This window comes from Curtobacterium sp. S6 (genome assembly GCF_000710345.2).
Lineage (GTDB): Bacteria > Actinomycetota > Actinomycetes > Actinomycetales > Micrococcaceae > Rothia.
The window spans coordinates 50,288-74,634 of the sequence record NZ_KL537414.1; the positions used below are offsets into that span (position 1 = coordinate 50,288).

A 24,347-nucleotide genomic window follows, 5' to 3' on the forward strand; every position below is an offset into this window, starting at 1 on the left:
CGGCGACTAGCTCGCGTTGTCCTCGGTGATCAATTCGGCGGCGCGCTCGCCGATCATGAAGCAGGTGATGTTCGGATTGACCGAGACGATCTCCGGCATTACCGAGGCGTCAGCGACCCGGAGGCCCTGGATGCCCTTGACCTGAAGCCGAGCGTTGAGCGGGGACATCGCGTCGTCGTCGGCGCCCATGCGCACGGTGCCCACGGGGTGGTACACGGTGTTGTGGGTGTCCCGGATGTAATCCGCGAGCTCTTCGTCGGTCGTGAGGTCCTCGCCCGGGAAAAGCTCCCGGCCGCGCCACTCATCGAGGGCGGGCTGCTGGGCGATCTTCCGCGCGGTGCGGATGCCCTCGATCATCACGGCCATGTCGTAACCCTCGTCGTCCGTGAAGTACTTCGGATCGACCATGGGCTTGTCGCGGAAGTCCAGGGAACGCAACCGCACGGTGCCGCGGGAGCGGGCGTGCGGCACGTTGGGGGTCAGGCAGAAGGCGTTCTCCGCCGTGGGGAACCCGCGACGCAGGGTGTGCATGTCGAAGTTGACCGAGCCGTAGTGCATCATGAGGTTCGGCCGACCGGGCAGCTCGTCGTCGAACCCGGCATCGACCTGGGTGAACACGCCGATTTCCCACCACTGCGTGGACACGGAAACCATGGGCTTCTTGGCCTCCCACTGGATCACGCCTTCGGGGTGGTCCTGGAGGTGCGCGCCCACGCCGGGGGAGTCGACCACGGGGTCGATGCCGACGTCGGCCAGGTGACCGGCCGGGCCGATCCCGGAGAGCATGAGCAGCTTCGGGGTATCGACCGCGCCCGCGGAGAGCACGATTTCCCGACGTGCCGTGATGACACGGGGCGTGCCAAACGCGTTGTCGACCACCTCGAGACCCGTCGCACGCTGGTTCTCGTCGAGGATCACGCGCTTGACCTGGGTGCCGGTGAGCAGGTGGAAGTTTTCCCGCTCCCGGATCGGGTGGATGTACGAGACCGACGAGGACGAACGGGTTCCGTCCGGGCGGCGGTTGATCTGGAAGAAATTGGCGCCGTTGGTCACGGTCGTGCCCGAGTTGAACCGGGTCCTGGGGATCCCAGCCTGTTCGGCTGCGTCCAGCAGGGCCACTCCGCAGGGGTCCTTCGGCGGAACGTTCATCAGCGTGACCGGGCCCGAATCGCCGTGGTGCTCGCCGCCGTCGGTTCCGGCGTCCTCATTGGTCTCGAGCTGCTGGTAGAGCCGGTAGCCGTTCTCCGAGTTCCAACCTTGGGCTCCGTGCACGGACTCCCACTCGTCGAGGTCCTCGCGCGGGGCCCAGAAGGCGATGCACGAGTTGTGCGACGAGCAGCCTCCCATGACCTTCGCGCGGGCCATCCGCATGAAGGAGTTGCCGTTTTCTTGGGGCTCGATCTGGTAGTCCCAGTCGTAGCCGGATTCGAGGAGCTCCATCCAGCGATTCAGGCTGAGCACCTCGTCGATGTCGGCGTCGTCCGGGCCGGCTTCGATGAGCGCGACCTGCGCCTGCGGGTTCTTCTCGCTCAGACGCGCGGCGGTTGCGGCCCCGGAGGAGCCACCGCCGACGATGATGTAGTCGAATTCTTGGGATTCGGTCATAGCGTGGTGTCCTTTCGCGTGCTTAGCGGTCGTCGCTGAACCAGCCGGTCACGGCCGGGGCGGTGTTGTGGTAGATGTGCTTGGTCTCCTGGTATTCGCCCAGGCCCTCGAGGCCGAGCTCCCGGCCCACACCCGACTGCTTCATGCCGCCCCACTCGGCTTGGGGGAGGTACGGGTGGAAGTCGTTGATCCAGATGGTTCCGTGGCGGAGGCGCCCCGCGACCCGTTCCGCCTTGCCCGCGTCGTTGGTCCAGACGGCGCCGGCGAGACCGTAGAACGTATCGTTGGCGGTGGCCACGGCCTCGTCCTCGGTCGTGAAGGTCTCGACGGTCACGACCGGCCCGAAGGCCTCGTCGCGGACGACCGACATCCCACGCTTGACGTTGTCGATCACGGTCGGCTTGTAGAACCAGCCCTTGGCCAGCTCACCGTCCGTGGCCCACTCGCCGCCGCAACGGACCCGGGCGCCTTCGGCGACGCCCTCCGCGACGTACGCCGTGACCTTTTCGCGGTGCTGTTCGGAGATCAACGCGCCGGTCTCGGCATTCTCGTCGAAGGGGCCGCCGATGCGGATATTCTCCGCGCGACGGACCAGCTCGGCGGTGAACTTCTCGGCGATGGATTCCTCCACGACGATGCGCGCACCGGCCGAGCAGACCTGGCCGGAGTGGACGAACGCGCCGTTGAGGGCGTTGTCCACGGCCGCGTCGAAGTCGGCATCCGCGAAGATGACGTTGGGGTTCTTGCCACCCAGCTCGAGGGCCACCTTCTTGACCGTGTCCGCGGCGCTCCGGGCGACCGTGCGGCCCGTGACGAGACCGCCGGTGAAGGACACGAGGTCCACGTCCGGGTGCGAGGACAGCGGCGCGCCGGCCTGAGCCCCGGCGCCGAGCACGAGGTTTCCGACGCCGGCCGGAAGGCCCAGCCCGTCCAGGATGTCCAGGAGCAGGATCGCCGTGTGGGGCGTCAACTCCGCGGGCTTGAGCACAAAGGTGTTGCCCGCCGCGAGCGCCGGGGCGACCTTCCAGGCCACCTGAAGGAGGGGGTAGTTCCAGGGGGTGATCATGCCGCAGACGCCGACCGGTTCGGTGACGACCCGCGAAGAGACCGCGGGATCCCCGGAATCGACCACGCGGCCGGCTTCCTGGGCGGCCGCCTTGCCGTAGTACTGGAAGCAGGCCGCGATGTCGTCCATGTCCAGCTCGGATTCGACCAGGCGCTTACCGGTATCCAGGGACTCCGCGCGGGCGAATTCGTCCTTGCGGTCGCGCAGCTTCTGGGCCACGGCGAGCAGGAAGTCTCCGCGCTCGGGCGCGGAGGCCGACCAGGCTCCGCTGTCGAAAGCGCGTCGCGCGGCGGCGATGGCCTTCTCGGTGTCGGCGGAGGTCGCCTCGGCGACGACGCCGACCTCGCGTCCGTCCGCAGGGCAGGTGATCGTTCGGGTGCCGCCTTCTTGGGCCGGAACCCACTGTCCGTCGATGTACAGCGTGTTGCTCACTGAGTGCCTTCCTTCGCGGTTGCTGTGCCCGAGGTTTTCTCGGACTCGATGTGTTCATCGGTGGACGGGAAGTCCATCGACCAGTCCGTGATCGCCACCGAGGAGCCGATGATCTCCGTGGATCCGGTGTCCTCGACGTTCGGCCCGCTCAAGCGGATGAACTCTTGGTGGCGTTCGTGGTTGTCCAGGACGTCGTGAATCAGCTGTTCCTTGGTGTAGCCGTAGACGTCGTAGCCGCGCGAACCCGTCAGGGAGAAGGGCTCGAAGCGGTAGTAGGTGTCCTCCGTGGTGGAGGGGCTGAGGAGGTAGCGCGGGGTCGGCCGGGCGACCGGGTAAATCTGATAGATGAAGTCGCGCTCGCCGTCCATGTGTTCGGTGAGGGTCACATACGGAATGTCGCTGGACGGGTCCAGGCCGTGTTCGACCTCGGCGGTGACCCCTTCGGTCCGCAGGGCCTCGCCGACCTCTTCCAACGCGGGGGACGCGACCGACTGGACGTACCGCGTCGCGGCGCGGCGCGTGGGGTAGGACAGCGAGCGGGTCAGGCGCTGACGCCAATTGCGGGTCTGCCCGGCCGGCTCGATGCTCGACGAGCGGTTCGCCGCGCGGACACCGGCGTAGGCCGCGACGCGAGAATCCATGTCCGCCCGTTCGACCCTCAAGGCCCGCCACAGCCCGAACATCACCAGGTAGAGGACGATCGCGAAGGGCAGGCCGAACACGATGGTCGCCGATTGGAGGGTCGTGATGCCGCCGATCATGAGCATCGCCAGGGTCAGCAGGCCGGTGGCCGCCGCCCAGAAGATGCGCATCCAGCGCGGGCCGTCCTGGTTGGGATCCTCGATCGTCGAGGCGAAGTTCGACATCACCAGGGCGCCCGAGTCGGCGCTGGTCACGTAGAACAGCAGCCCCGTGAAGGTCGCGACGGCCGCCGCGGCGGTGGCCCCCGGGTACTGGGCCAGCAGCGTGTAGAAGGCTTCCTCGGAGTTGCCCATGATGGCCTGTCCGAATCCGGAATCCTTCTGCTCGTAGATCCTGTGCAGCGCCGAGTTTCCGAAGATCGAGATCCAGATCAGAATGAAGACGAACGGGATCGTCAACGTGCCGACCACGAACTGGCGAATCGTGCGGCCGCGGGAGATCCTGGCGAGGAACAGCCCGACGAACGGGGACCACGCGACCCACCAGGCCCAGAAGAAGATGGTCCAGGTGTTCATCCAGTCGTCCGGGTGATCGAAGGCCATGGCGTCCATGGTCATTCCGGGGAAGCGGCTGACGTAGTCGCCGAGGTTGGTGACCAGCCCATTGAACAGGAATGCGGTGTCGCCGAAGACGAGGATGTACAGCAACAGGGCTAGGGCGAGGTAGATGTTCAGCTCTGAGAGGCGGCGGATGCCCTTGTCGACGCCCGAGACGGCCGATGCGGTGGCGAGGACCACCGAGACGACGATGAGACCCGCCTGCACGGCGACGCCTTGAGGCAGATTGAAGAGGAAGTGCAGACCGTAGTTGATCTGCACGACCCCGATGCCGAGGGACGTGGCCACGCCAAAGATCGTGCCGAGCAGGGCGGCGATGTCGACGGCGTCGCCCGCCGCTCCCTTGATGCGCTTGCCGATGATCGGGTAGAGGGCCGAGCGGATCGATAGTGGCAGGTTGAACCGATAGGCGAAGTAGCCGAAGGCGAGCCCCATGAGGGCGTACATTCCCCAGCCGGTGAGCCCGTAATGGAAGAGGGTCCACACGACGGCCTGGCGGGCGGCATCGGCCGATTCGCCGGAGCCCTGCGGGGGCGAGTAATACTGCGTGACCGGTTCCAGGACCGAGTAGAACATCAGGTCCACGCCGATCCCGGCCGCGAAGAGCATGGCGGCCCAGGAGAACATGGGAAATTGCGGCCGGGAATGATCGGGCCCGAGGCGGATATTGCCGGTCTTGCCGAGCGCCACCAGGATCACGAAGACCAAAACCACGGTCCCGGTCAGCACGTAGAACCAGCCGAAGTTCTTCGATACCCAGGTCACCACGGCGCCGAGCACGGTGCTGGCGGAGTCCGGGGAAATCAGCGCCCAGACCGAGATCAGCAGGATCCCCAGTGCAGCGCCTCCGAAGACCTTCCAATTGGTCTTGCTCGGTGCGTACTTATTCATTCCGGTGGGAGGATGTGGATCCGTTCCCGGGTCGGGTGATTCCTTCGAGGGGAAGATCTGAGAAGTACGAGCGGGCGTGGAGGATGAGCTACCGGGATCTGTCATGGGTCCTTTCTGAGCGTTGATAGAAATATTTGGAATGCTAAGAATCGGCCGCAAAACACGTTATAACACGGTTGACCAGGCATTTTTGGGGTCTGCGCCCGTCACCTTGACCAAGCCAACGAGGTGTGAACCGGTTAAAAATTCACACGGTCGTCGGGATGAACCGCCGGCTGCTTCCTTGTACTCGTCTGGGTCTTGAGGTCAGCGTTTCTGAAGGGCCTCCCAGAGAAGGAAACCGACGAGTGCCACGAAAGGCAGGCACGCGAGGGCGTTGAAGGCCTTGTACTGCGTGATGATGGCCACGTATTCACGGATGAATGCGCTCGGCAGGAAGTAACGTGCCGTAGGAGAGCCGACGGCGCGAGCGGGCAACCCGACCTGACGGGTTAGGCTCGCCGCACGGAGCACGTGGTAGTTGTTCGTGACCACCAGGTACTCGCCTTCGACGCCCAGGGAACTCAGGATTTTCTGAGACAGAGCCAGATTCTCGCGGGTCGTGCGCGACTCGGTCTCAGGGTGAACGTCCTCGGCGTCGGCGCCATGACTCAGCAGGTACTCGGCCATCGCGGTCGCCTCGGGGCGAGGCTCGTCGGCACCCTGCCCGCCGGACGGAACAAGAATCGGGCGGTGACCGGTGAGTTTTTCGCGATGGTACAGGGCGAGGGCCTTGTCGAGACGGCTCCGGAGCAAAGGTGGAACCTCGCCGTTGATCAGGCCGGACCCCAGCACGATGATCGCGGTGGGCCGGCTCGTCGCGGGGGTGATGCCGTAGACCACGGAGTACACGGCGAAAGAAATAAATGCCACCCCGAAGTAGATGGTCACCAGCACCAGCAGAGACGCGACCGCCCGGATCGTCACCGTGAGGCCGGGAAGGTGCTGGAGATCGAGGCCGAAGAGGAAGGCCACGAGGACCGGAAGCGCGATGATCCCGATCCCCGCCAGGAGCGACAGAACATTGCTGAGGCGTTTTCCTTCGAGCCGAATCATCGTGATGCCGTTGGCGATCAGGGCGATGGCCAGCGTCACCGTGGCCACCAGGATCGCCAACACCATGAGGGCGAGAACCACTTCTCCGCCGGGGACCACGAGTGCCGCCCAGTAGATTCCGGTCAGTCCCGCCAGGCCGAGGGACATGGTTAAAAAGACGCCGTTGCGGAGCATTCGGGGGTCGCGGCGGTGCCCCGCGATGTAGAGGGCCGCGAACAGGGCCGCGATGACCAGCAACAACCACACGAGAATCATTCTTATGAGTCTGCCACATGAGCTTGTGCCCCTCGGTAGAGCCACCTCTACCCCGTGCGTAGACCTGGGAATCCACTCTGGTCACCCAGCACTGAATCTGTCTCACAGCGGTAGTTCAAAAATTGTAGGGATGCTAATTTCACGATCATGACCAGCGAAATTATTGATCACCAACGGGCCGCCGACGCGGCCGTCCGCGCTCCCGCACCGGGCCGAATCCAGGAGCTCGACGTCCTGCGGGGCCTGGCGCTCTCCGGCATCCTTCTCGTCAACGCACCGGCGATCCTCGGTCTCGGCGGCGTCTCGAACGAGACCAGGATGTGGCTGGACGATTTTGTCCAGCAAAGGTTCTTCCCCATCTTCTCTTTGCTCTTCGGCATCGGCTTCGGCCTGATGTGGACGGCCGCCCGCGCCAAGGGCGAGTCTCCGCGGTGGGCGATGATCCGCCGTTTCTCGATGCTCGCGGTGCTGGGCGCCGTGCACCAGGTGCTTCAGCCGGGGGAGGCCTTGCTGGGATACGGTCTCGCGGGTCTCCTGCTCCTCGTGCCCAGCACCTGGATTCCCGACCGCGCGCGGGTCTGGGTGACTCTCGCCGGTGGCCTGGTGCTGACCGCCCTGAGCGTCACCATGGCCAGCGGCGGCCTAGCCATGGTCCCGGGGCTGTTCCTCCTCGGATGTGCCCTCGGATCATCGACGTGGGTCCGCAGGATGACCACCTATCCGGTGTTGACGTGCTCCATCGCGGTGGTGCTCGTGGTCGCCGATGCGGCCGTGTACCTCACGACCACCCGAATGGACCGTCTGATCGACATGTCCTTTACCGCGCAGATCGGGCTCTTGGGCGCACTCACGTACGCGTTCGTCGCCCTGGCGCTCATGACGACGCCGCTGCGGCGGGTCATGGTCGCCGTCTTCTCCCCGCTCGGGAAGATGGCCCTGACGAACTACATTGGCGCGACCCTGGTCGTCACGGTCGCCGGGATCCTCGTGCCCGACCTGCGCGGGTCGGAGGATTCCTCCTCGTGGACGTGGTGCATGATCGGCTGCGTCGCCCTCCTGGTGCTCCAGTGGGCGTGCTCGACCGCCTGGTTGCGCACCTTCACCCAGGGGCCCTTGGAACGGATCTGGCGTCGGGTGACCTGGTGGGGAACGCGGAGAATGCGTCCGCTCAGGACCAACTCCGCGGTCTGAGGAGGCCCTCGTCGCCGGGTCCGAGCGCCGCGAAGGCGGCGGCTCACCCCTCCAACAGGCGGTGGATGTCGTCCGCGCCGATGGCCGAGGAAAAGACCTGCCCCTCGTCCATGACCGCGGTGAACAGGGCGGCCTTGGACTTCTTGAGGTCCATGACCTTCTCCTCGATGGTTCCGGCCGAGACCAGACGATAGACCATCACGTTGCGCTTCTGGCCGATGCGGTGGGTCCGGTCCACGGCCTGTGCCTCGGCGGCGGGATTCCACCACGGGTCCATGATGAAGCAGTAGTCCGCGGCGGTGAGGTTGAGGCCGAAGCCGCCCGCCTTGAGGCTGATGAGGAAGATCGGTGCCTCGCCGTTATTGAAGGCATCCAGGACGGCCCCGCGGTTTCGCGTGGTGCCGTCGAGATAGAGGTAAGGGATGCCCGCCTCGTCCAAGACCTGCGCGATCATCTTCAGGAACGAGGTGAACTGGCTGAACACCAGGGCCCGGTGGCCGTCCTGGATGATCTCGGGCAGATTCTCCCGGAGATACGTGAGCTTGGCGGATTCGGCCCCGGCGTGCTCCTCGTCGACCAGTCCGGCCGCGAGGGAGAGCCTCCGGAGCATGGTGAGGGACTGGAAGATCGTGAACCGATTTTTGTCCATGTCCTGGAGCAGGCCGAGGATCTTCTGACGCTCCCTCTGCAGACGGGTGTCGTAGACCTTCTGATGCGCCTCGGACAGGGGCAGGTCGATGCGGTGCTCCTGCTTCTCGGGGAGCTCGGCCGCCACGAGCTCCTTGGTGCGGCGCATCATGAGGGGTCGGACGCGTTGGCGGAGCCGCGGCAGGGCCTCGTCGCTCTCTCCGCTGGAGATCGGCTTGGCGTAGGAGTCACGGAATTTCCGCGCCGACGGGAACAGGCCGGGGGCGGCGATCGAAAACATGGACCAGAGCTCCATGAGGTCGTTCTCCATCGGGGTGCCGGTGACCACGAGCTTGAACGAAGCCGGCAGGTCCCGAGCGATTCGATGGGCCTTCGTCTTGGCGTTCTTGATGAACTGCGCTTCGTCGAGAATCAGACCGGTCAGCCCGAGATCGCGGTACTCTCCCTCGTCGAGCCGGAGAAGGGCGTAGGAGGTGATGATCACGTCGGCGCCGTCCGCCCGGTCCACCACGGAGCTACCCGACTTGGCCGACGTGCTGCTGATCAATTCGGTCGTCAGGGACGGGGCAAACCGTTGAATCTCCCGGGCCCAGTTGGGGGCCACGGAGGTGGGGGCGACCACGAGGAACCGGGGCCGGCGGGCGGCGTCTGAGCGTTCTGTCCGGTAGACCTCGAAGGCGTGCAGGAACATGGCGATGGTTTGTACCGTCTTGCCCAGGCCCATGTCGTCGGCGAGGACGCCGCCCAGCCGGTGGTCATACAGGAACGACAGCCAGCGGTAGCCTTCGAGCTGATACGGACGCAGCGTGGCCGTCAGATCGCCGGGGAGGTGCACCTCGGGGATCTCGTCCAGCTCGAGGAGGGCCTGGACCGATTCTTTCCACTCGTCGGCGACGTGCACGTTGGTGGCGAGTTCTTCGAGGTCTTCCCACAGACCGGCCTGATGGCGATTGATCTGGAGCGGGGCGGACTCGTCCTGAAGCTGCCGAGCCTCGGAGATCAGCTCCCGCAATTTCATGAATTCGGGGCGGTCCAGGCGGAAGTAGGAGCCGTCGCCGAGGAGCAGGTGCTTCTGGCCGGAATCGAGGGCGCGGAAGATGTCCACGAAGGGGACGTACCAGGCCCCGGCGCGCACCGTGACGCCGAGATCGAACCAGTCCCGGTCACCGGTGGATTCGACCGAGACGGTCACGTCCGCGTCGGAGTCCAACGACGTAAATTCCGGGACGTCGCCCCTGACGATCACGCGGGTTCCCGGGATCTTTTCGACCGTGGGGATGACGCGCTCGACGAGGTCGTGGCTTTCCCAGCCGGAATGCTCGGTCGAGTGAAGGGCGGTGTCGGGAAGGGCCCGCCGGACGTCGGAAATCACGCCGAGCTCGAGCTCGGCGTCGCGGATCTCACGGTACGGGTCCGGGTGCCCGACCCCGACCGGAACCCGGATGCGTTCTTCCTCGGATCCCGGGTCTTCCTCGGCGTCGTGCGGCCAGCTGACCGGCGACGACGGATACAGCCAGTACCAGTCGGCCGCGGCGGGGAACAACCGGGCGTCGTCGCGGCCGGGCTTGAAGAATTCCACGTCGAAGATCAGCTCGGGCGCGAGGACCTCGGGCAGGGACGCTGCGGCGTCTTCGTCGGTGACCACCGGAACCCGGCGGGCCACCTGGGGGTAGAAGTCTTCCGCAAAATCGCGGACGTCGGCCTCGGGAATGGCTAACGTGCCGTCTTCGGCGATCGAACGAGCCAGTTGGCTGGGCCTTTCGGCCAGGGGGATGAATAAGAGCTCGGTTTCCTCCGAGATCCACGGTTCCTCGGGGGCGTCGCGGGCCAGGGCGGGAAGGGGCGACGGGCGGACCGAGCCCCACGACCCGGAGCTCTCGGCGTCGCGGCTGTACTGCGCGTGCAGTTGGCCTCCCAGTGCGAAATAGGCCTGCGGATCGTTGTTCCTGCCGAGGGGGAAGGTCTCGGAGGCCGGAACCCACGGCGCCTCGGAACCTTGCGATCCCTCAGGCTCATCCGTGGCGCCGGAATCGAAGCGGAAGCCGGGGGAGAGGGTGAGGCCGCCGTCCTCCGCACGCTCGATCCTCAGCTGAAGTCTGGTGTCGGGGGCGAGCCCGATCACGACCGGCCGCTCCCGCACCAAGATCGCTATGCCCAGGGACGAGGCGCGTTCCAAGAGGTCCCACAGCAACGAGGACGCGACGTGGTCGAGCCTCACGTAATCGTGGGTCGAGGCGTACATGCCCTGATCCGGGTGGACGACCGAGTAGAACTCGCGGAACCAGTCGGCGTGCTCGTCCGGGATGGTTCCGTCGTGGCTCCTGTCTCCGGAAAACACGTTCCAATTCAGCCCTCCCTTAATCCAACGGCCGCGAGTGCCCAGGCGCATGGGGCGGGCCGTCAGCCGGACGGGCGCGGGCGAGCCATCCGGCTGACGGCCGTACCACCGGTGATGGGGGACCTCGACGTCGAGGTCCAAAGCGGCGGGAACACGATGGTCGTGAGCGGACCCATAGGCGCGTTGCGATTGGAGGGCGCGGGTCATTTGCCGACGCCAGGACGTGTGCATCTGCCCCAGCGCACGGTTGGAGGGTTCCTCCTGCTTCCGGGACAAGGAGGTGAAGGTCTGCAGGGCAGACTCCGGCAGCGTCACGCCGCTCTCCTCCGACCAGCGACGCACGGCGTCGGGGACCTCCGGGTTCGCCTCTGAGCCGGGCTCGGTGCTTCCCGCGGGCGAGGCCGAACGCAACGGGCGATCCGAGGTGGCCTCGCCCCACCCGCCTTCGTGGAACCACCCGAGCAACGCGGCGACGACGTGTTTGCAGTTCGTGCCGACGGGGCACGAGCAGAAGGAATGGAACGGCGCCGAATGAAGGGTCTGCTCGGCCGGAAAAATGACGGTCTGTGAATAGGAGGTGCGATCGCTGCCGGAGACCTTGGAGGAGAACGTCAGGCTGTCGGCGTCGTAGGCCGCGGAGAGCACCTTGCCCGCGCGATAGTACCGCTCACCTCGGCCGAAGGCGTTGTGGCCAACGGCTTTGATGATCTGCGCGACGGAGATCGGCATCTGCTGAGCGGGAAATGGCATAACTTCCAATCTATACCCCGTCGAAAAACTTCGGAGGAAGGACTTTTCAACCGGGGAAGTTCTTGGGTACGCTGGTGAACAGCTTCAAGAGACCCAACTGCCAAGCTCCGACTTGGTTGGGCACCAACCCCATGTTCACGGGTGGTTCGGATGACGAAGCGGTCTATATTCGCCGCGCCTGCGGCACTGATGTTTGGTATAGGCAAGAGCATCGAAAGGATTGCGCAATCGCGCTGATGGCCATGTCCACCTCCACTCCCCGCCCCGATTTCTCCGCGGCGGTCCCCGTTTCCCATGGGTACCGTGCCATGAGCATCCAGGACTACGCGCGGGTCGACTCCGCGCGGACGGAATTCCTCAACTTTTTGCTGGCGCCGGCGGGCACCGGTGAGCCCATCGTCTCTCTGGCGGTGGACAACGCCGCATGAGTTCTGGCTTGCGCGGCCTCCTGCTGGATTCCGATGTTCTCGCCGAGATTCGTCGGTCACGGCCGAATCCCACGATCGTGGCGTTCCTTCGCCGCAGGTCGCACCGAACCCTGTTCGTCTCGGCGCTGTCCGTGGGAGAGCTGAAAGGCCTGTACCCGCACGGTGAGACCGATCGCTGGCTGGACGAGCTCGGCGAACGCTTCCAGGATCACGTGCTGAACGTCGACCCCCAGGTGGCCCGCGCCTGGGCGGGGCGTTCGACCCCTGATTCCATACTTCGCATGGGCAAGCACGCCTCGACCTCGTGGACGGGCGCGGCCGTGGAAGGCCTGGTCGCCGCGACGGCCGAGGTGCACGACCTCACGGTGGTGTCCTCCAAAGCCGACGTCTACCGGGCATGGGGCGTCGAGGCGCAGGACCCCTGGCGAGAGAGCTAAACGGCCGAGGCCGTGGGCTCCCGTCACACCCGGTGGCGAGACGCCGCGCTCGCCGCGCCCCGACGCGGGGCCCCTCGCCATCGCCGGAGCTGCCGGCTCCGGTGGAATTCCGTGGCGCGATCGTAGTAGCCCTCGAGCTTGAGCGAGGCGGCGCCCCAAGACCGCGCTTCCATCGCCCGGCGGCCCTTCTCGCCGAGCTCACCGCGCACCTCGTGGTCCCTGAGGGATGCCACGATCGCACGAAGCATGCCCAATTGCCCCGGCTCGTACAGGCGGCCGGTCACGCCGTCGTCGATGATGTCCAGGGGCCCGCCCTTGCCGACGGCGACCGTCGCGACCCCTGATGCCATGGCCTCCTGGAGGGTCTGGCCGAAAGTCTCGAATTCGCCGGGATGAACGAACACGTCAAGGCTCGCGACGTGCTCGGCCAGGTCGGTTCCGGTGAGTTGACCGGTGAATACGGCCTGGTGAAGCGTGGCGCCCAAGCGGGCGCGTTCGGGACCCGCGCCGATGATCACGAGCCTCACCCCGGGCAATGACTGCACGACCCGCAGGTCCTCGACCTGCTTTTCCGACGCGAGGCGGCCGACGAAACCCACCGCGAGCTGTCCCTCGGCCACACCGAGGCTTTGCCGAACGCGCTCCGACCGCCGTCCGGGGTGGAACAGTTCCGTGTCGACGCCGCGGCCCCACTTGAAGACGCGGGGGATCGCGAGCGAATCGAGATAGTCCATCGACGAGTGCGACGGCGCCAGCGTCATCGTGGCGGTCGTGTGGATCGAGGCGATGCGCTTATTCGCGTAGGCCTTGAGCCACGGCATGCCGTATCGGTGCGTGTACGCCGCGACGTCGGTCTGGTAGACCGCGACGGACGGAATCCCCAGCGCGTGGGCCGCCGTGACGGCCCGGGCACCCAACACGAAGGGGGAAGCGATGTGCACGACATCGGGGCGGTACTCGGCCATGATGCGGCGCACCGCGGTCACGGTCCCCATCGAGAATCGCAACGTGGGGTACCCGGCGAGGGGCAGGGAAGGCATCCTGATGGTCGGGGTGCCCTCTACCTCTTCGTACGTCTGGCCGGGGGCCAGCGTCACGGGGCAGGTGGCGGGCGCCGGGCGGGAGGCCTGGACGTCTTCCGCCGGTCCTACCCGGGGGAGGGACGGCAGGATGGTCGGGGACCAGTCCGACGGGGTGAATCCCCGCCCGGAGGGGGCGAGGAACATGACCTCGTGTCCACGGCGCCGCAGGTTCTCGGCGCTTCGCAGCAGCGAGGTCGTCACACCGCTGAGGTGGGGAACAAACGATTCGGCAACCATGAGGATTCGCACACAGCCATACAATCGCGTGGCGGATGCCGGGTGGTCATCAACAAGTAACGGTCGGTTGAACGATGAATGAAAAGCCAAAACTCAAGGCTCGTGAGATGATGAATCGCGATGATCAAGACGCCTCGTAGACCCTCGCTTCCCCAGTCACTGCCCATGCCCCTGTGGATGCAGGCAGTGATCGAGATCCTCCTGACCGCGATCGGCTCGTTGCTGTTCGTGGTCGTGATCGTATTCATCGGCTGGTTCACCCTCGGCATGCCGGGGTCCGTCGGCGCGGTCCTGGGCGGATCGGGTCAGCTCTGGTTGGCCGGCCACGGGGTTGGCCTCCACCTGAACATTCCGAGCGGCGTGGGGACCACCGCGGTACAAGGCGTCGCGAGCCTGACGCCGCTGGGCCTCACGGTGGTGGTGCTCCTCTTCGTCCGCCGGGCGGGAAAACGCCTCGCCCGCGCGTCCTACGAAGGCCAGTTCTGGCAGGCCATCGTGGGTGGCGGCCTGACCTACGGGGTCATCTGCGCCGCCGTCAGCCTCCTGACCAGCAGCTCCGCTCTCGGATCCCATCCGGTGGCCGCGGCCATTATCCCCCTGTGGGTCGTGGTCGTGGGCATGCTGTGGGGCGGGCATCGCGTCGCGGGCTCATGGCTGCGGCTCGTCGGAATCGACCCCGACAAACTGTCGGAGAAGTACAGCCAGTACTCGCGGTGGACCGGTGCGTATCTCGTCTCGCTCGTCAAGGCCGCGTCCTTGGCGGCCGTCGGGCTGGTCGGGGTCGGGGCGCTGCTGACCGGGTTGTCGATCTTTGTCCACTGGAACCGCATCATCTCCCTGTACCAGGGCCTCCACGCGGGAGCCGTGGGCGACTTGGCCGTGACCCTGCTGCAACTGGCGTTGTTGCCGAACCTCATCATCTTTGGTCTGGCGTGGGGGACCGGCGCCGGATTCTCCCTGGGAACGGGGACCCTCATCTCCCCGGCCGCGACGAACGCCGGTGCCCTCCCTACCCTCCCGATCCTCGGCGCCGTCCCGGCCGAACCCGGGGTCTGGGGCTACGCGGTGCTCGTGTTGCCGGTCGTGGTCGGCGCGCTCGCCGGTTGGTACTTCATCCGGGACGGAGAAAACCACCTCGATGAATGGTTCACGTTGCGGCTGTCCTGGCGTTGGCTGGCCGCGGTCCTGTCGGGCCTCACCGCGGCGATTGGTCTCGGGCTACTCGTGGGGATCGTCGCCTGCATTCTGGCTGCCCTGGCGCACGGCTCCCTCGGCGTCGGCCGCTTTACCGATGTGGGGCCCAATCCGTGGCTGACCGGCGCGTGGGCCGCGGTGACCGTCGGCATCGGTTCGTTGATCGGACAGCTCTTGGGGCCGTGGATCGAGCGGGATCCCGCGGCGGAGACGTTCCGGTCCGGTTCCTCGGTTCGCGGCCGGACGGCCACGTCCACTCCGGCGGCTTCCGGGGCCACCGCCCCGCGTGCGGCAGCCGCGGGCACGGCGACCCAGACGGCCTCGTCGGCGGGCTCACCCCAGCGGGAGGCATCCACGGCCGGCGCGAAAACCTCGCGGACGCGTGCGGCATCATCCCCAGGGCCGGCGTCGGCATCGCACGCCACGCCGAGTTCGCGTACTGATCGGCCGGCCGGTTCGACGGCCGCCGGGGGCGAGCCCCGCAGGGGCAGCGACGGCAAGGGCCCCCTGCCCCCGAGGCCCCGCGGTTCCACCCGGTTCTCCGCCGCCGCCCAGGAGTCCACACCGGGCGCGGGCAGTGCGGCTAAACCGGTGGTCACCCCGGAACGGACGCCGAGGGCCAGCAGGCCATCCTCGCGGGCACCGTGGGAAGGCCCCGCGCCGCGGGGAGAATCCGCCGCCGCGCCGGAGTCGGACCACGCGCTTGAGTCGGAGCGACCCGTGATCGCCCGTCCGCCGCGTCGGCCCCGCAAGGCCAAGGGGGACGGCGAGAAGTAAAAATCTCGCCGCGGCGTTAGCGGCCCAACAGCCTATTCATCAGCGCGTCGAAAAGATCCGTCTGGCACTGACCGGTGGATGAGATGGTCAGCGAGTTCTGCACGCACTCGCGGTAGTCGCTCGTGACGCCCCAGAACGCGAGATTAATGCCGGCGTTGGCGGTGAAATAAAGGTCCCCCAGCAGGAGCAGAACCAGGACGACGTGCCCGATCCACGGGCCCTTGACCCGCTTGAGCGAGATCATCGTCAGGATCGTCCAGACGGCGCCCAAGAGAAGAAGCACCATCGCGACGATCAGCGCCCAGAAGCCGACGGGCGTGGCGGACAGCACCGTCGCCATGAAACCCGCCACCGACAGGACGATCATCAGCCGAGATCGATAGATCAGCGATTCATGCCGTTTGATGGTCTCCGGATCCGTTTCGGGGCTGGGTGAGGTCATAGGCTCAACCCTACCGGGCGGCTGGGTAGAGTATGCCCATGCGCATAGTGGTCATGGTCTCCGGTTCTGGGACCAATCTTCAGTCCATTCTCGATGCCGCGTCGGCCGGTCTGCTCGATGTCGACATCGCCGCCGTCGGGGCGGACAAGCCCTGCCGGGGACTCGAGCGGGCCCGAGACCGGGGAATCGAGACCTTCACGGTGGCGCCGGGAGAGCATTCCACGCGCGAGGACTGGAACCGCGCCCTCGAACGGCGGGTCGCGGATTACGCGCCGGATTACGTCATCTTTGCGGGATTCATGCGCATCGTCGACGCCGAGTTCGTGAGGCGTTTCGAACGCCGCATCGTCAACACGCATCCGGCGCTGTTGCCCTCTTTCCCCGGTGCCCACGGCGTGCGAGATGCCCTGGCCCACGGGGTCAAGATCACCGGCGTGACGGTGCACCTGGTGGATTCCGGGGTGGACACCGGGCCGATCCTCGACCAAGCGGCGGTTCCCGTTCTCGAGGGGGACGACGAGTCCTCGTTGCACGAGCGGATCAAGGTCCAGGAGAGGTCATTATTGGTGACGACGATTAAAAAACTCTCCGAGGGGCTAATAGACTGAGGTCCGTCAGTGGCCGATCAGCGCCATCGTCGACGAGTTGGAGTTTTCGTGTCCCAGACCGACCTGGATCGCATTCCGTTCAGAAGAGCATTGATTTCCGTATTCGATAAAACCGGGTTGGAGGATCTGGCCCGCGGATTGCACGAGGCCGGCGTGGACATCGTCTCCACGGGGTCGACCGCGGGGACGATCAAGAACGCCGGGGTCCCGGTCACCGAGGTCGCCGAGATCACGGAATTCCCCGAATGCCTGGAGGGCCGAGTCAAGACCCTTCACCCCAAGATTCACGCGGGGATCCTCGCGGACCGCCGCAAGCAGGACCACGTCGACCAGCTCTCCGACCTTGGCGTGGAACCGTTCGACCTCGTGATCGTCAACCTGTATCCTTTCGTCGACACCGTTGCCTCGGGGGCCGGGGAAGAGGACATCATCGAGAAGATCGATATCGGCGGTCCCTCGATGGTGCGCGCCGCCGCCAAGAACCACCATTCGGTTTCGGTGGTGGTGAACCCGGACCAATACGGCGACGTCGTGGCCGCGGCCCACCAGGGCGGCTTTGACCTGGCGGCCCGCCGCCGGCTCGCGGCGGGGGCCTTCGCCCACACCGCCGCCTACGACACGGCCGTGGCCACCTGGACCCAGCAGCAGTTCACGCAGGATCCCGACGCCAACTTCTGGCCCCCGTACGCGGGCCTGGGTTTCGAACGATCCGCGTCCCTGCGGTACGGCGAAAACCCCCACCAGCGCGGGGCCCTCTACGTGGACCCGGCCTCGGCACCGGGGATCGCCCAGGCCGAACAGCTGGGTGGCAAGGAGATGTCGTACAACAACTACGTCGACGGCGACGCCGCGTTACGTGCCGCGTACGACTTCGATGAGCCCGCCGTCGCGATCATCAAACACAACAACCCCTGCGGCATCGCCGTCGGATCCGCCGACGCCGAGGACCCGATCGCCGAGGCCCACCGCAAGGCCCACGCGTGCGACCCGCTCTCCGCCTACGGCGGCGTGATCGCGGCCAACCGCGAGGTCACTCTCGGTATGGCGCAGACCGTCAAGGGGATTTTCACCGAGGTCATCATCGCCCCGTCGTACAGTGAGGAAGCGCTCGAGCTCCTCCAGACCAAGAAGAACCTGCGGATCCTGCTCCTCCCGGAGGGCTTCGAGCGCGGTTCGATCGAATACCGCCAGGTCTCCGGCGGCGCGCTGTTCCAGCAGAGCGACCGGCTCCAGGCGGAGGGCGACGACCCCGCTGCCTGGACCCTCGTCGCGGGCGAGCCCGCGGACGAGAAGACGCTGAAAGACCTGGATTTCGCGTGGCGCTCATTGCGCGCCGCCAAGTCCAACGGGATCCTGCTGGCCGACGATGGCGCGGCGGTTGGCATCGGCATGGGCCAGGTTAATCGCGTGGATTCGTGCAAGCTCTCGGTCGAGAGGGCCAATTCCCTGGGCGAGGACGGCGCCGGGCGTGCCCGCGGCGCGGTGGCCGCATCGGACGCGTTCTTCCCGTTCGCGGACGGGCTCGAGGTCTTGTTGGACGCGGGCGTGCGCGCCGTCGTGCAGCCCGGTGGATCGATTCGCGACGAAGAAGTTATTGAGGCAGCGCAGAAGGCCGGCGTGACCATGTACACGACCGGTGCCCGCCATTTCTTCCACTGACGAATCCCTCTGACAGATCACTCTGGCGCGCCGCCGGCTTTCGTCACGAAAGCCGGCGGCGTCGTGCGTTAGGCCACAGTTGGGCACAATGTAGGCATGACCAACGACGAAGACGGCGCGGAAGATCGGGCGGGCCGCGACCAATCCGCCGTCGGGCCCCGCGCGAGCATCTATGACGTCGCCCGGGAGGCCGGGGTTGCGGCGTCGACCGTGTCGCGAACCTTCTCCCGGCCCGGAAGGGTTTCGTTCGCGACCGCCGAGAAGGTGCGCGCCGCCGCCGAAAGGCTCGGGTATCGCAAAGAGGCGCTCCGTCGCGCGGGAAGCGCCGATCGCGGGCCGTCGTGGGTGCTGGGCCTCGTGGTCGCCGACATCTCGAACCCGGTCTTCATCGACATGGTTCAGGGCGTGGAATTCGCCGCGCGGCAGTCCGGCATGACCACCATCCTGTCGAATTCCCGGGAAGACCGGGAACGCGAACGCGAGGCGATCCAGCGCAGCATCGCCTCGGTCGACGGGCTGATTCTGGCCGGGGCCCGATTGCCGGACGCCGCGATCCGGACCTTCGCCAAACAGAAGGCCATGGTCGTGATGAACCGCAGCGTCCGCGGCGTGGCGAGCGTGGTGATCGATCAGGCCCAGGGGGCCCGTCTGGCCGTGGAACACCTGGCGGAGCGCGGCGCCGCCTCGGTCGCGTACCTGGCCGGCCCGGAGACGTCGTGGGCCAACGGAATGCGGTGGGCCGCCATCCGCGATGTCGCCCGCGACCACGGCGTCGAGGCTCGTCGCATGGGGGCGTACGAGCCAACCATGGCCGGTGGGGGACAGGCCGCGCGGGATTGGCTCCTGCATCGCACGGACGCCGTGATCGCCTATAACGACCTCATGGCGCTGTCCTTCATGAGACAGGTCCAAGAAGACGGCGTGAAGGTTCCCGAGGACGTGATGATCGTGGGATTCGACGACCTCCTCGCGTCCTCCCTGGTGAACCCCCAGCTCTCCACCGTGGTCGGACCGTTCGAAAAAATGGGGGCCACCGCGGCCGCCCACGTCATGGCCATCGCCAACGGGGCGCACGCCGCGACCGACCGGCCGGTCACGATGCCGGCCCGGCTCATCGTCCGGGCGAGTTCCTTGGGGACCGGCGGCGGATAGGGCCTCCTGGCAACTTATGGCAACTGGTGGCCTCCCGGGGCGGCCGCGGCGTGGAATAAGGACATGACACAGTCCATCGCCTTGAACCCCGACCGCCTCCTCCCGGCGGATCCGGCGACGCGCACGGTGGCCCGCGAGCTCGTGGCGATCGCCGAGGATCTGCCGTTGCTTTCGCCCCACGGACACGTTGCCGCCGAGTCGATCGCGCGCAATGACGCGTTCCCCGATCCCGCGACCCTGTTGATCAGCCCGGACCACTACGTCTACCGCCTCCTTAACGCCGACGGCGTCGAGCTGGCCGACGTCAACGCCGGCGCCTCCGAGGGGACCGACCCGCGCGAGATCTGGCGGACCTTCTGCGAACGGTGGGAGCTCTTCGACGGCACCGCCTCCGGATACTGGCTCCGCCGGGAATTCGCGACCGTTTTCGGTCTCGACGACTCGACGATCGACGCGGCCCACGCCGATGAGCTTTACGATCAGCTCTCCGCGGTGTTGGCCCGCCCGGAATTTCGGCCCCGCGAGCTCTTCGACGAATTCAACATCGAGGTTCTCGCGACCACCGACGACCCGCTCGACGACCTGGCGCCCCATCGGGAGTTAGCGCAAGACCCCGCCTTCACGAGCCGGGTCGTCCCGACCTTCCGCCCGGACGCGTACGTGAAATTCTGGAATCACCAGTTCCCGGCCAACGTCGACCGCTTGATCGATGTGGCCGGCGAGGGACAGACCGGGTACCGAGGGTATCTCCGGGCGATGGCCAACCGGCGTCGTTACTTCATCGAGAACGGGGCGGTCTCCGCGGACCACGGGGTGTGGACCCCCACGTCAGTTCGGCTCGATCCCTCCGAGGCCGCCGCCCTCTTCGACAAGGGACGCAGCGGACAGGCCACGACGGAAGAGGCCCTGCTCTTCGAAGCCGCCATGACCTACGAGTTCGCGCGGATGTCGGTCGAGGACGGCCTGACGATGACGATCCATCCCGGTTCGTATCGGGACCACAGCGAGAAGACGGTCGGGCGCTTCGGCCCGGATACGGGCAACGACATCCCCTTCGCGGTCGACTACACGCGTGGCCTGCAACCGCTGCTGAGCGACTTCGGCAATTCCGACGACTTCAACCTGGTCCTGTTCACGCTGGACGAGACGACCTTCTCCCGCGAGATCGCGCCCCTGGCGGGTTTCTACCGAGCCGTCTACGCGGGCGCGCCGTGGTGGTTCCTCGACGAACCCGACGCCATGCGTCGGTTCCGATCGGCGACCACCGGAACCCTGGGATTCTCGCGGACCTCCGGATTCATCGACGATACGCGCGCGTTCTGCTCGATCCCCGCGCGCCACGACGCCGCCCGTCGCGTGGACGCCGGCTACCTCGCGACCCTGGTGGTCGAACACCGCATCACCGAGGAACGCGCGCGGAAGGCGATCGTCGAACTGACGGACACCAACCCGAGGAAGGTATTCAAGCTGTGACCATGCCCCTGAACCGAAGCACCGCGGGACAGACCGGCGGCGCCGCCCCGGTCCGCATCGTCCACCTCGGGCTGGGTGCCTTCCACCGGGCGCACCAGGCCTGGTACACCCAGCGGGCCGAGACAGATCCCGCGAACCCCGCCTGGGGCATCGCCGCCTTCACGGGCAGGACGCCTACGGCCGCCGACGAGCTCGCGCCCCAGGACGGCCTGTACACGCTGGTCGAGCGCTCGGCGGACGGCGATTCCTACGAGCTCATGACGCCGATCGTCGAGGCCCGCCCCGCGAGCGACCTCCGCCGGCTCGGGGAGCTCCTGGTCCGTGCGGACACCTCGCTGGTGACCCTGACGATCACCGAGGCCGGGTACCATCTCACCGCGGACCTCGACCTCGACGCCTCTCACGAGGACGTCGCCCACGACCTCGCCCGCCTCCCCGACGCCGGGGAAGGGCGCGAGGCCCCCGAGCTGCGGACCGCGGCGGCCCGCCTGGTCTACGGGCTCTCCCGGCGGATCGACGCCCTCGGAGAATCAGCCGGGATCGCCGTCGTGTCCTGCGACAACATGGCCGACAACGCGACCGCCGCCCGCCGCGCCGTCCTCGGGACCGCCCGGGCCGTGGACCCCGACCTCGCCGAACGCCTTGATGCGACGGTGTCCTGGGTCGGGACCTCGGTCGACCGCATCACCCCGGCGACGACCGACGAACTCCGGGACCTCGTGGCCGGCGAGACGGGGTACGCCGACGCCGCCCCCGTCGTCGCGGAGCCCTTCCGGTCGTGGATCCTGTCGGGAGAATTCCCGGCCGGGCGCCCGAACTGGGAACGGGCCGGCGCGCAATTCGTCGAGCGAATCGAACCCTTCGAGCGCCGCAAACTCTGGTTGCTCAACGGCTCCCACAGCTTGATGGCCTATGCGGGACGGATCGCGGGCCACGAGACCGTCGCCCAGGCGATCGCCGACCCGCAGATCCTTGAGCGCGTCGAGTCGCTGTGGGACGAGGCGGCCCGGCACCTCACCGAGCCGGGCCTCGACGTCCCGGCATACCGCCGGGCGCTGTTGGAACGGTTCCGGAACCCGCGCATCGAACACCGCCTGGCCCAGATCGGAACCGACGGGGCCGGGAAACTGCGCGTCAGGGCCCTCCCGATCTACCGGGCCGAGAGGGCCGCCGGACGCGACGGTTCGGCGGCCGCGCGCGTGATCGCCGCGTGGATCGCCTGGCTCGGAACGCAGGATCCCGAATCCATCCGGGACTCGGCCGCCGCGGACATCCGCGCCGCACTCGCCGAACGGGAGCCCGTGCGCGCGCTCCTGAACATTCTTCACCCCGACCTCGGCCAGGACGAGCACCTCGTGTCCATCGTCGTCGCCGACCGGGAAAGGGCCTGAGCGGGCCCCATCGTGGTGGGGCCGCGGGCCGAGGAGCCCGCGGCACCGGAAAGGACTGCACTCATGTTGCGACCTCAAGAAACATCGACGCGGCAACGCGTTGCGCTGGACGGGCTGTTCGGCTTCGCCGTGGACTGGAATCACGAAGGCTTCGACGCCGGATGGGCCGCGGGCCCGCCGGACCAGGGGCTGAAGGCGCCCGTGCCGGGTTCGTTCAATGATCTGTTCGCCGATCAACAGATCCGCGAGCACGTCGGATGGGTCTGGTATTCCCGTCGGGCCCGGGTACCCCGGAGCTACACCTCGGGCCGGACGATCCTGCGGGTCGACTCCGCCACACACCGGGGCGTGGTGTTCGTCAACGGCACGGAGGTGGCCCGGCACCAGGGCGGTTACCTGCCCTTCGAAGCCGACGTAACCGAGCTGGTGTCCGCCGGCGAAGAGTTCACGCTGACGATCGCGGTGAATAACGAGCTGTCACACCAGACCCTTCCTCCCGGCGAGGTCACCCAGGACGACGACGGCCGGAAGCACCTCGCGTACCGTCACGATTTCTTCAACTACGCCGGAATTCACCGTTCCGTGTGGCTGTACAACGTCGCGGAGGACCGCCTCGAGGACGTGACCGTGACGACCTCGTTCTCCGGAGGCGACGGCGGCACGGGAACCGTCTCCTACGCCGCCCGGTTCAGCATGGCCGATGCGCGCGTGATCGTGCGGGTCATCGATGCCGAGGGGCGGACCGTCGCGTCCGCGGAACCCGCGACGGCCGCCGACGCCGTGCTGCGGGGCGAGCTCAGCTGGGAGCAGGTCCACCTGTGGCGGCCCGGCCGAGGCTACCTGTATACCCTTCGGGTCCAGGTGCTCGACGGCGAGGATATCGTCGACGATTACAACCTACGCTTCGGCGTGCGCACGGTAGAGGTCCGGGGCAAGCAGTTCCTCATCAACGACGAGCCTTTCTATTTCACCGGATTCGGCATGCACGAGGACCACGAGACCATCGGCAAGGCACACTCCGACGCCCACATGGTCCAGGACTTCGCGCTGCTGGACTGGGTCAACGCGAATTCCTTCCGCACCTCGCACTACCCCTACTCCGAAGAGATCATGGATTACGCGGACGAGCGGGGCATCGTGGTCATCGACGAGACGCCGGCGGTCGGCCTGAACTGGCACATGGGAGCCGGCATCATGGATCAGGGAGGCGGAAACACATTCGACCCCGGCAACATCGACGAGAAGACCCGCGAGGTTCACGCCCGCGACATCGCCGAACTGATCGATAGGGACAAAAACCATCCGTCGGTCGTGCTGTGGTCCATCGCGAACGAGCCGGATTCCGGGGCCGAGGGCGCCCGCGAGTACTTCGAGCCCCTCGAGAAGCTCACCCGGCGATTGGACCCGAGCCGTCCGGTCGGATTCGTCAACGTCATGTTCGCGCCGTGCGGGGTGGACAAGATCTCCGACCTGTTCGACGTGCTCATGCTCAACAGGTACTACGGGTGGTACGAAAACTCGGGCGACATCGAGGGCGCCCGGAAGGTCCTGCGCGCCGAACTCGAGGCCTGGGACAAGCAGTACGGCAAGCCGACGCTCATGACCGAATACGGCGCCGATACCGTCGCGGGGCTTCACTCCGTTTACGACGTGCCGTTCACGGAGGAGTACCAGACAGCGCTACTGGGCATGTACCACGAGGAATTCGACCGCGTGGAGTGCATGGTCGGCGAGCAGGTGTGGAACTTCGCCGACTTCCAGACCAAAAACGGCTTCGCGCGGGTCGATGGCAATAAGAAGGGCGCCTTCACCCGCGACCGCAAGCCCAAGGCCCTCGCGCACCATCTGCGGGCGAGATGGGCCGCGAAGCTCGGTCGCTAAACCCCGCCGGGGTCGGGCCATCGACTCAGCACGATGCCGTCCGTGCCCTCCTCGAC

The 24,347-nt window shown here is 66.8% G+C and carries 17 protein-coding genes and 1 riboswitch; of the genes, 10 read left to right on the forward strand and 7 right to left on the reverse strand.

The features are described from left to right. Nucleotides 1-6 precede the first annotated feature (6 nt). The 4 genes from CURSPS6_RS09655 to CURSPS6_RS09670 form a co-directional block, all read right to left on the reverse strand. Nucleotides 7-1,605 carry a GMC family oxidoreductase gene (locus CURSPS6_RS09655; protein ID WP_030015828.1) on the reverse strand — a complete coding sequence of 533 codons (1,599 nt, stop codon included), beginning with the start codon at nucleotides 1,603-1,605 and terminating at the stop codon, nucleotides 7-9. A gap of 22 nt (nucleotides 1,606-1,627) precedes the next feature. Continuing rightward, on the reverse strand, nucleotides 1,628-3,103 hold the full coding sequence (locus CURSPS6_RS09660; RefSeq protein WP_030015829.1) for an aldehyde dehydrogenase family protein: 1,476 nt from the start codon (nucleotides 3,101-3,103) through the stop codon (nucleotides 1,628-1,630). Further along, the gene (gene betT, locus CURSPS6_RS09665; protein ID WP_082470414.1) at nucleotides 3,100-5,358 is read right to left on the reverse strand and encodes a choline BCCT transporter BetT; all 2,259 of its coding nucleotides are present in this window, start codon (nucleotides 5,356-5,358) and stop codon (nucleotides 3,100-3,102) included. Before betT ends, CURSPS6_RS09660 begins: the two co-directional genes overlap by 4 nt. A gap of 201 nt (nucleotides 5,359-5,559) precedes the next feature. Beyond that, the gene (locus tag CURSPS6_RS09670; RefSeq protein ID WP_030015831.1) at nucleotides 5,560-6,603 is read right to left on the reverse strand and encodes a YdcF family protein; all 1,044 of its coding nucleotides are present in this window, start codon (nucleotides 6,601-6,603) and stop codon (nucleotides 5,560-5,562) included. Between the two features lie 147 nt (nucleotides 6,604-6,750). Between CURSPS6_RS09670 and CURSPS6_RS09675 the strand changes: the two genes are divergently transcribed. Next, nucleotides 6,751-7,794, forward strand: a complete 1,044-nt coding sequence (locus CURSPS6_RS09675; RefSeq protein WP_051687878.1) for a DUF418 domain-containing protein — start codon at nucleotides 6,751-6,753, stop codon at nucleotides 7,792-7,794. 43 nt (nucleotides 7,795-7,837) lie between these two features. Here the strand turns inward: CURSPS6_RS09675 and CURSPS6_RS09680 are convergent, their stop codons facing one another. Further along, nucleotides 7,838-11,530, reverse strand: a complete 3,693-nt coding sequence (locus tag CURSPS6_RS09680; protein ID WP_035811027.1) for a DEAD/DEAH box helicase — start codon at nucleotides 11,528-11,530, stop codon at nucleotides 7,838-7,840. An 82-nt stretch (nucleotides 11,531-11,612) separates the two neighbouring features. Then, nucleotides 11,613-11,745: riboswitch (SAM riboswitch) on the forward strand. Nucleotides 11,746-11,772: 27 nt separating this feature from the next. Here CURSPS6_RS09680 and CURSPS6_RS09685 point away from each other — a divergent pair. Together CURSPS6_RS09685 and CURSPS6_RS09690 are read left to right on the forward strand one after the other, a co-directional pair. Further along, nucleotides 11,773-11,958: a hypothetical protein gene (locus CURSPS6_RS09685; protein WP_152978128.1), complete on the forward strand. Its 186-nt coding sequence runs from the start codon at nucleotides 11,773-11,775 to the stop codon at nucleotides 11,956-11,958. Next, nucleotides 11,955-12,395: a plasmid stabilization protein gene (locus CURSPS6_RS09690; protein WP_030015835.1), complete on the forward strand. Its 441-nt coding sequence runs from the start codon at nucleotides 11,955-11,957 to the stop codon at nucleotides 12,393-12,395. The genes CURSPS6_RS09685 and CURSPS6_RS09690 overlap by 4 nt, the downstream gene beginning before the upstream one ends. A 23-nt stretch (nucleotides 12,396-12,418) precedes the next feature. Here the strand turns inward: CURSPS6_RS09690 and CURSPS6_RS09695 are convergent, their stop codons facing one another. Further along, nucleotides 12,419-13,714, reverse strand: a complete 1,296-nt coding sequence (locus CURSPS6_RS09695; RefSeq protein ID WP_051687880.1) for a glycosyltransferase family 4 protein — start codon at nucleotides 13,712-13,714, stop codon at nucleotides 12,419-12,421. Between the two features lie 120 nt (nucleotides 13,715-13,834). Here CURSPS6_RS09695 and CURSPS6_RS09700 point away from each other — a divergent pair, with 120 nt between their 5' ends. Next, nucleotides 13,835-15,685, forward strand: coding sequence for a DUF6350 family protein (locus CURSPS6_RS09700; RefSeq protein WP_055725744.1), 1,851 nt, complete (start codon nucleotides 13,835-13,837; stop codon nucleotides 15,683-15,685). A gap of 16 nt (nucleotides 15,686-15,701) precedes the next feature. Here CURSPS6_RS09700 and CURSPS6_RS09705 read toward each other — a convergent pair whose 3' ends face one another. Then, the gene (locus tag CURSPS6_RS09705) at nucleotides 15,702-16,127 is read right to left on the reverse strand and encodes a hypothetical protein (RefSeq protein ID WP_030015838.1); all 426 of its coding nucleotides are present in this window, start codon (nucleotides 16,125-16,127) and stop codon (nucleotides 15,702-15,704) included. 38 nt (nucleotides 16,128-16,165) lie between these two features. On the opposite strand from CURSPS6_RS09705, the gene purN reads away from it, so the two are divergent. The 6 genes from purN (at nucleotide 16,166) to uidA (ending at nucleotide 24,291) form a co-directional block, all read left to right on the forward strand. Further along, on the forward strand, nucleotides 16,166-16,735 hold the full coding sequence (gene purN, locus CURSPS6_RS09710) for a phosphoribosylglycinamide formyltransferase (protein ID WP_030015839.1): 570 nt from the start codon (nucleotides 16,166-16,168) through the stop codon (nucleotides 16,733-16,735). 48 nt (nucleotides 16,736-16,783) lie between these two features. Further along, nucleotides 16,784-18,394 carry a bifunctional phosphoribosylaminoimidazolecarboxamide formyltransferase/IMP cyclohydrolase gene (gene purH / locus CURSPS6_RS09715; RefSeq protein ID WP_030015841.1) on the forward strand — a complete coding sequence of 537 codons (1,611 nt, stop codon included), beginning with the start codon at nucleotides 16,784-16,786 and terminating at the stop codon, nucleotides 18,392-18,394. 96 nt (nucleotides 18,395-18,490) lie between these two features. Then, on the forward strand, nucleotides 18,491-19,546 hold the full coding sequence (locus CURSPS6_RS09720) for a LacI family DNA-binding transcriptional regulator (RefSeq protein ID WP_051687882.1): 1,056 nt from the start codon (nucleotides 18,491-18,493) through the stop codon (nucleotides 19,544-19,546). A 63-nt stretch (nucleotides 19,547-19,609) separates the two neighbouring features. Continuing rightward, nucleotides 19,610-21,019 carry a glucuronate isomerase gene (uxaC, locus tag CURSPS6_RS09725; RefSeq protein ID WP_030015843.1) on the forward strand — a complete coding sequence of 470 codons (1,410 nt, stop codon included), beginning with the start codon at nucleotides 19,610-19,612 and terminating at the stop codon, nucleotides 21,017-21,019. 2 nt (nucleotides 21,020-21,021) lie between these two features. Further along, nucleotides 21,022-22,410, forward strand: a complete 1,389-nt coding sequence (locus CURSPS6_RS09730; RefSeq protein ID WP_200910943.1) for a mannitol dehydrogenase family protein — start codon at nucleotides 21,022-21,024, stop codon at nucleotides 22,408-22,410. Nucleotides 22,411-22,473: 63 nt separating this feature from the next. Further along, on the forward strand, nucleotides 22,474-24,291 hold the full coding sequence (uidA, locus tag CURSPS6_RS09735) for a beta-glucuronidase (protein WP_030015845.1): 1,818 nt from the start codon (nucleotides 22,474-22,476) through the stop codon (nucleotides 24,289-24,291). Nucleotides 24,292-24,347 lie beyond the last annotated feature (56 nt).

Coding starts and splice junctions, on each gene's coding strand:
- betT (WP_082470414.1), bottom strand. CDS start 5,358: ATGACAGATCCCGGTAGCTCATCCTCCACGCCCGCTCGTACTTCTCAG.
- CURSPS6_RS09720 (WP_051687882.1), top strand. CDS start 18,491: ATGACCAACGACGAAGACGGCGCGGAAGATCGGGCGGGCCGCGACCAA.
- CURSPS6_RS09700 (WP_055725744.1), top strand. CDS start 13,835: ATGATCAAGACGCCTCGTAGACCCTCGCTTCCCCAGTCACTGCCCATG.
- CURSPS6_RS09690 (WP_030015835.1), top strand. CDS start 11,955: ATGAGTTCTGGCTTGCGCGGCCTCCTGCTGGATTCCGATGTTCTCGCC.
- CURSPS6_RS09675 (WP_051687878.1), top strand. CDS start 6,751: ATGACCAGCGAAATTATTGATCACCAACGGGCCGCCGACGCGGCCGTC.
- CURSPS6_RS09680 (WP_035811027.1), bottom strand. CDS start 11,530: ATGCCATTTCCCGCTCAGCAGATGCCGATCTCCGTCGCGCAGATCATC.
- uidA (WP_030015845.1), top strand. CDS start 22,474: ATGTTGCGACCTCAAGAAACATCGACGCGGCAACGCGTTGCGCTGGAC.
- CURSPS6_RS09730 (WP_200910943.1), top strand. CDS start 21,022: ATGCCCCTGAACCGAAGCACCGCGGGACAGACCGGCGGCGCCGCCCCG.
- CURSPS6_RS09705 (WP_030015838.1), bottom strand. CDS start 16,127: ATGACCTCACCCAGCCCCGAAACGGATCCGGAGACCATCAAACGGCAT.
- uxaC (WP_030015843.1), top strand. CDS start 19,610: ATGACACAGTCCATCGCCTTGAACCCCGACCGCCTCCTCCCGGCGGAT.
- CURSPS6_RS09655 (WP_030015828.1), bottom strand. CDS start 1,605: ATGACCGAATCCCAAGAATTCGACTACATCATCGTCGGCGGTGGCTCC.
- CURSPS6_RS09685 (WP_152978128.1), top strand. CDS start 11,773: ATGTCCACCTCCACTCCCCGCCCCGATTTCTCCGCGGCGGTCCCCGTT.
- CURSPS6_RS09695 (WP_051687880.1), bottom strand. CDS start 13,714: ATGGTTGCCGAATCGTTTGTTCCCCACCTCAGCGGTGTGACGACCTCG.
- CURSPS6_RS09670 (WP_030015831.1), bottom strand. CDS start 6,603: ATGATTCTCGTGTGGTTGTTGCTGGTCATCGCGGCCCTGTTCGCGGCC.
- purN (WP_030015839.1), top strand. CDS start 16,166: ATGCGCATAGTGGTCATGGTCTCCGGTTCTGGGACCAATCTTCAGTCC.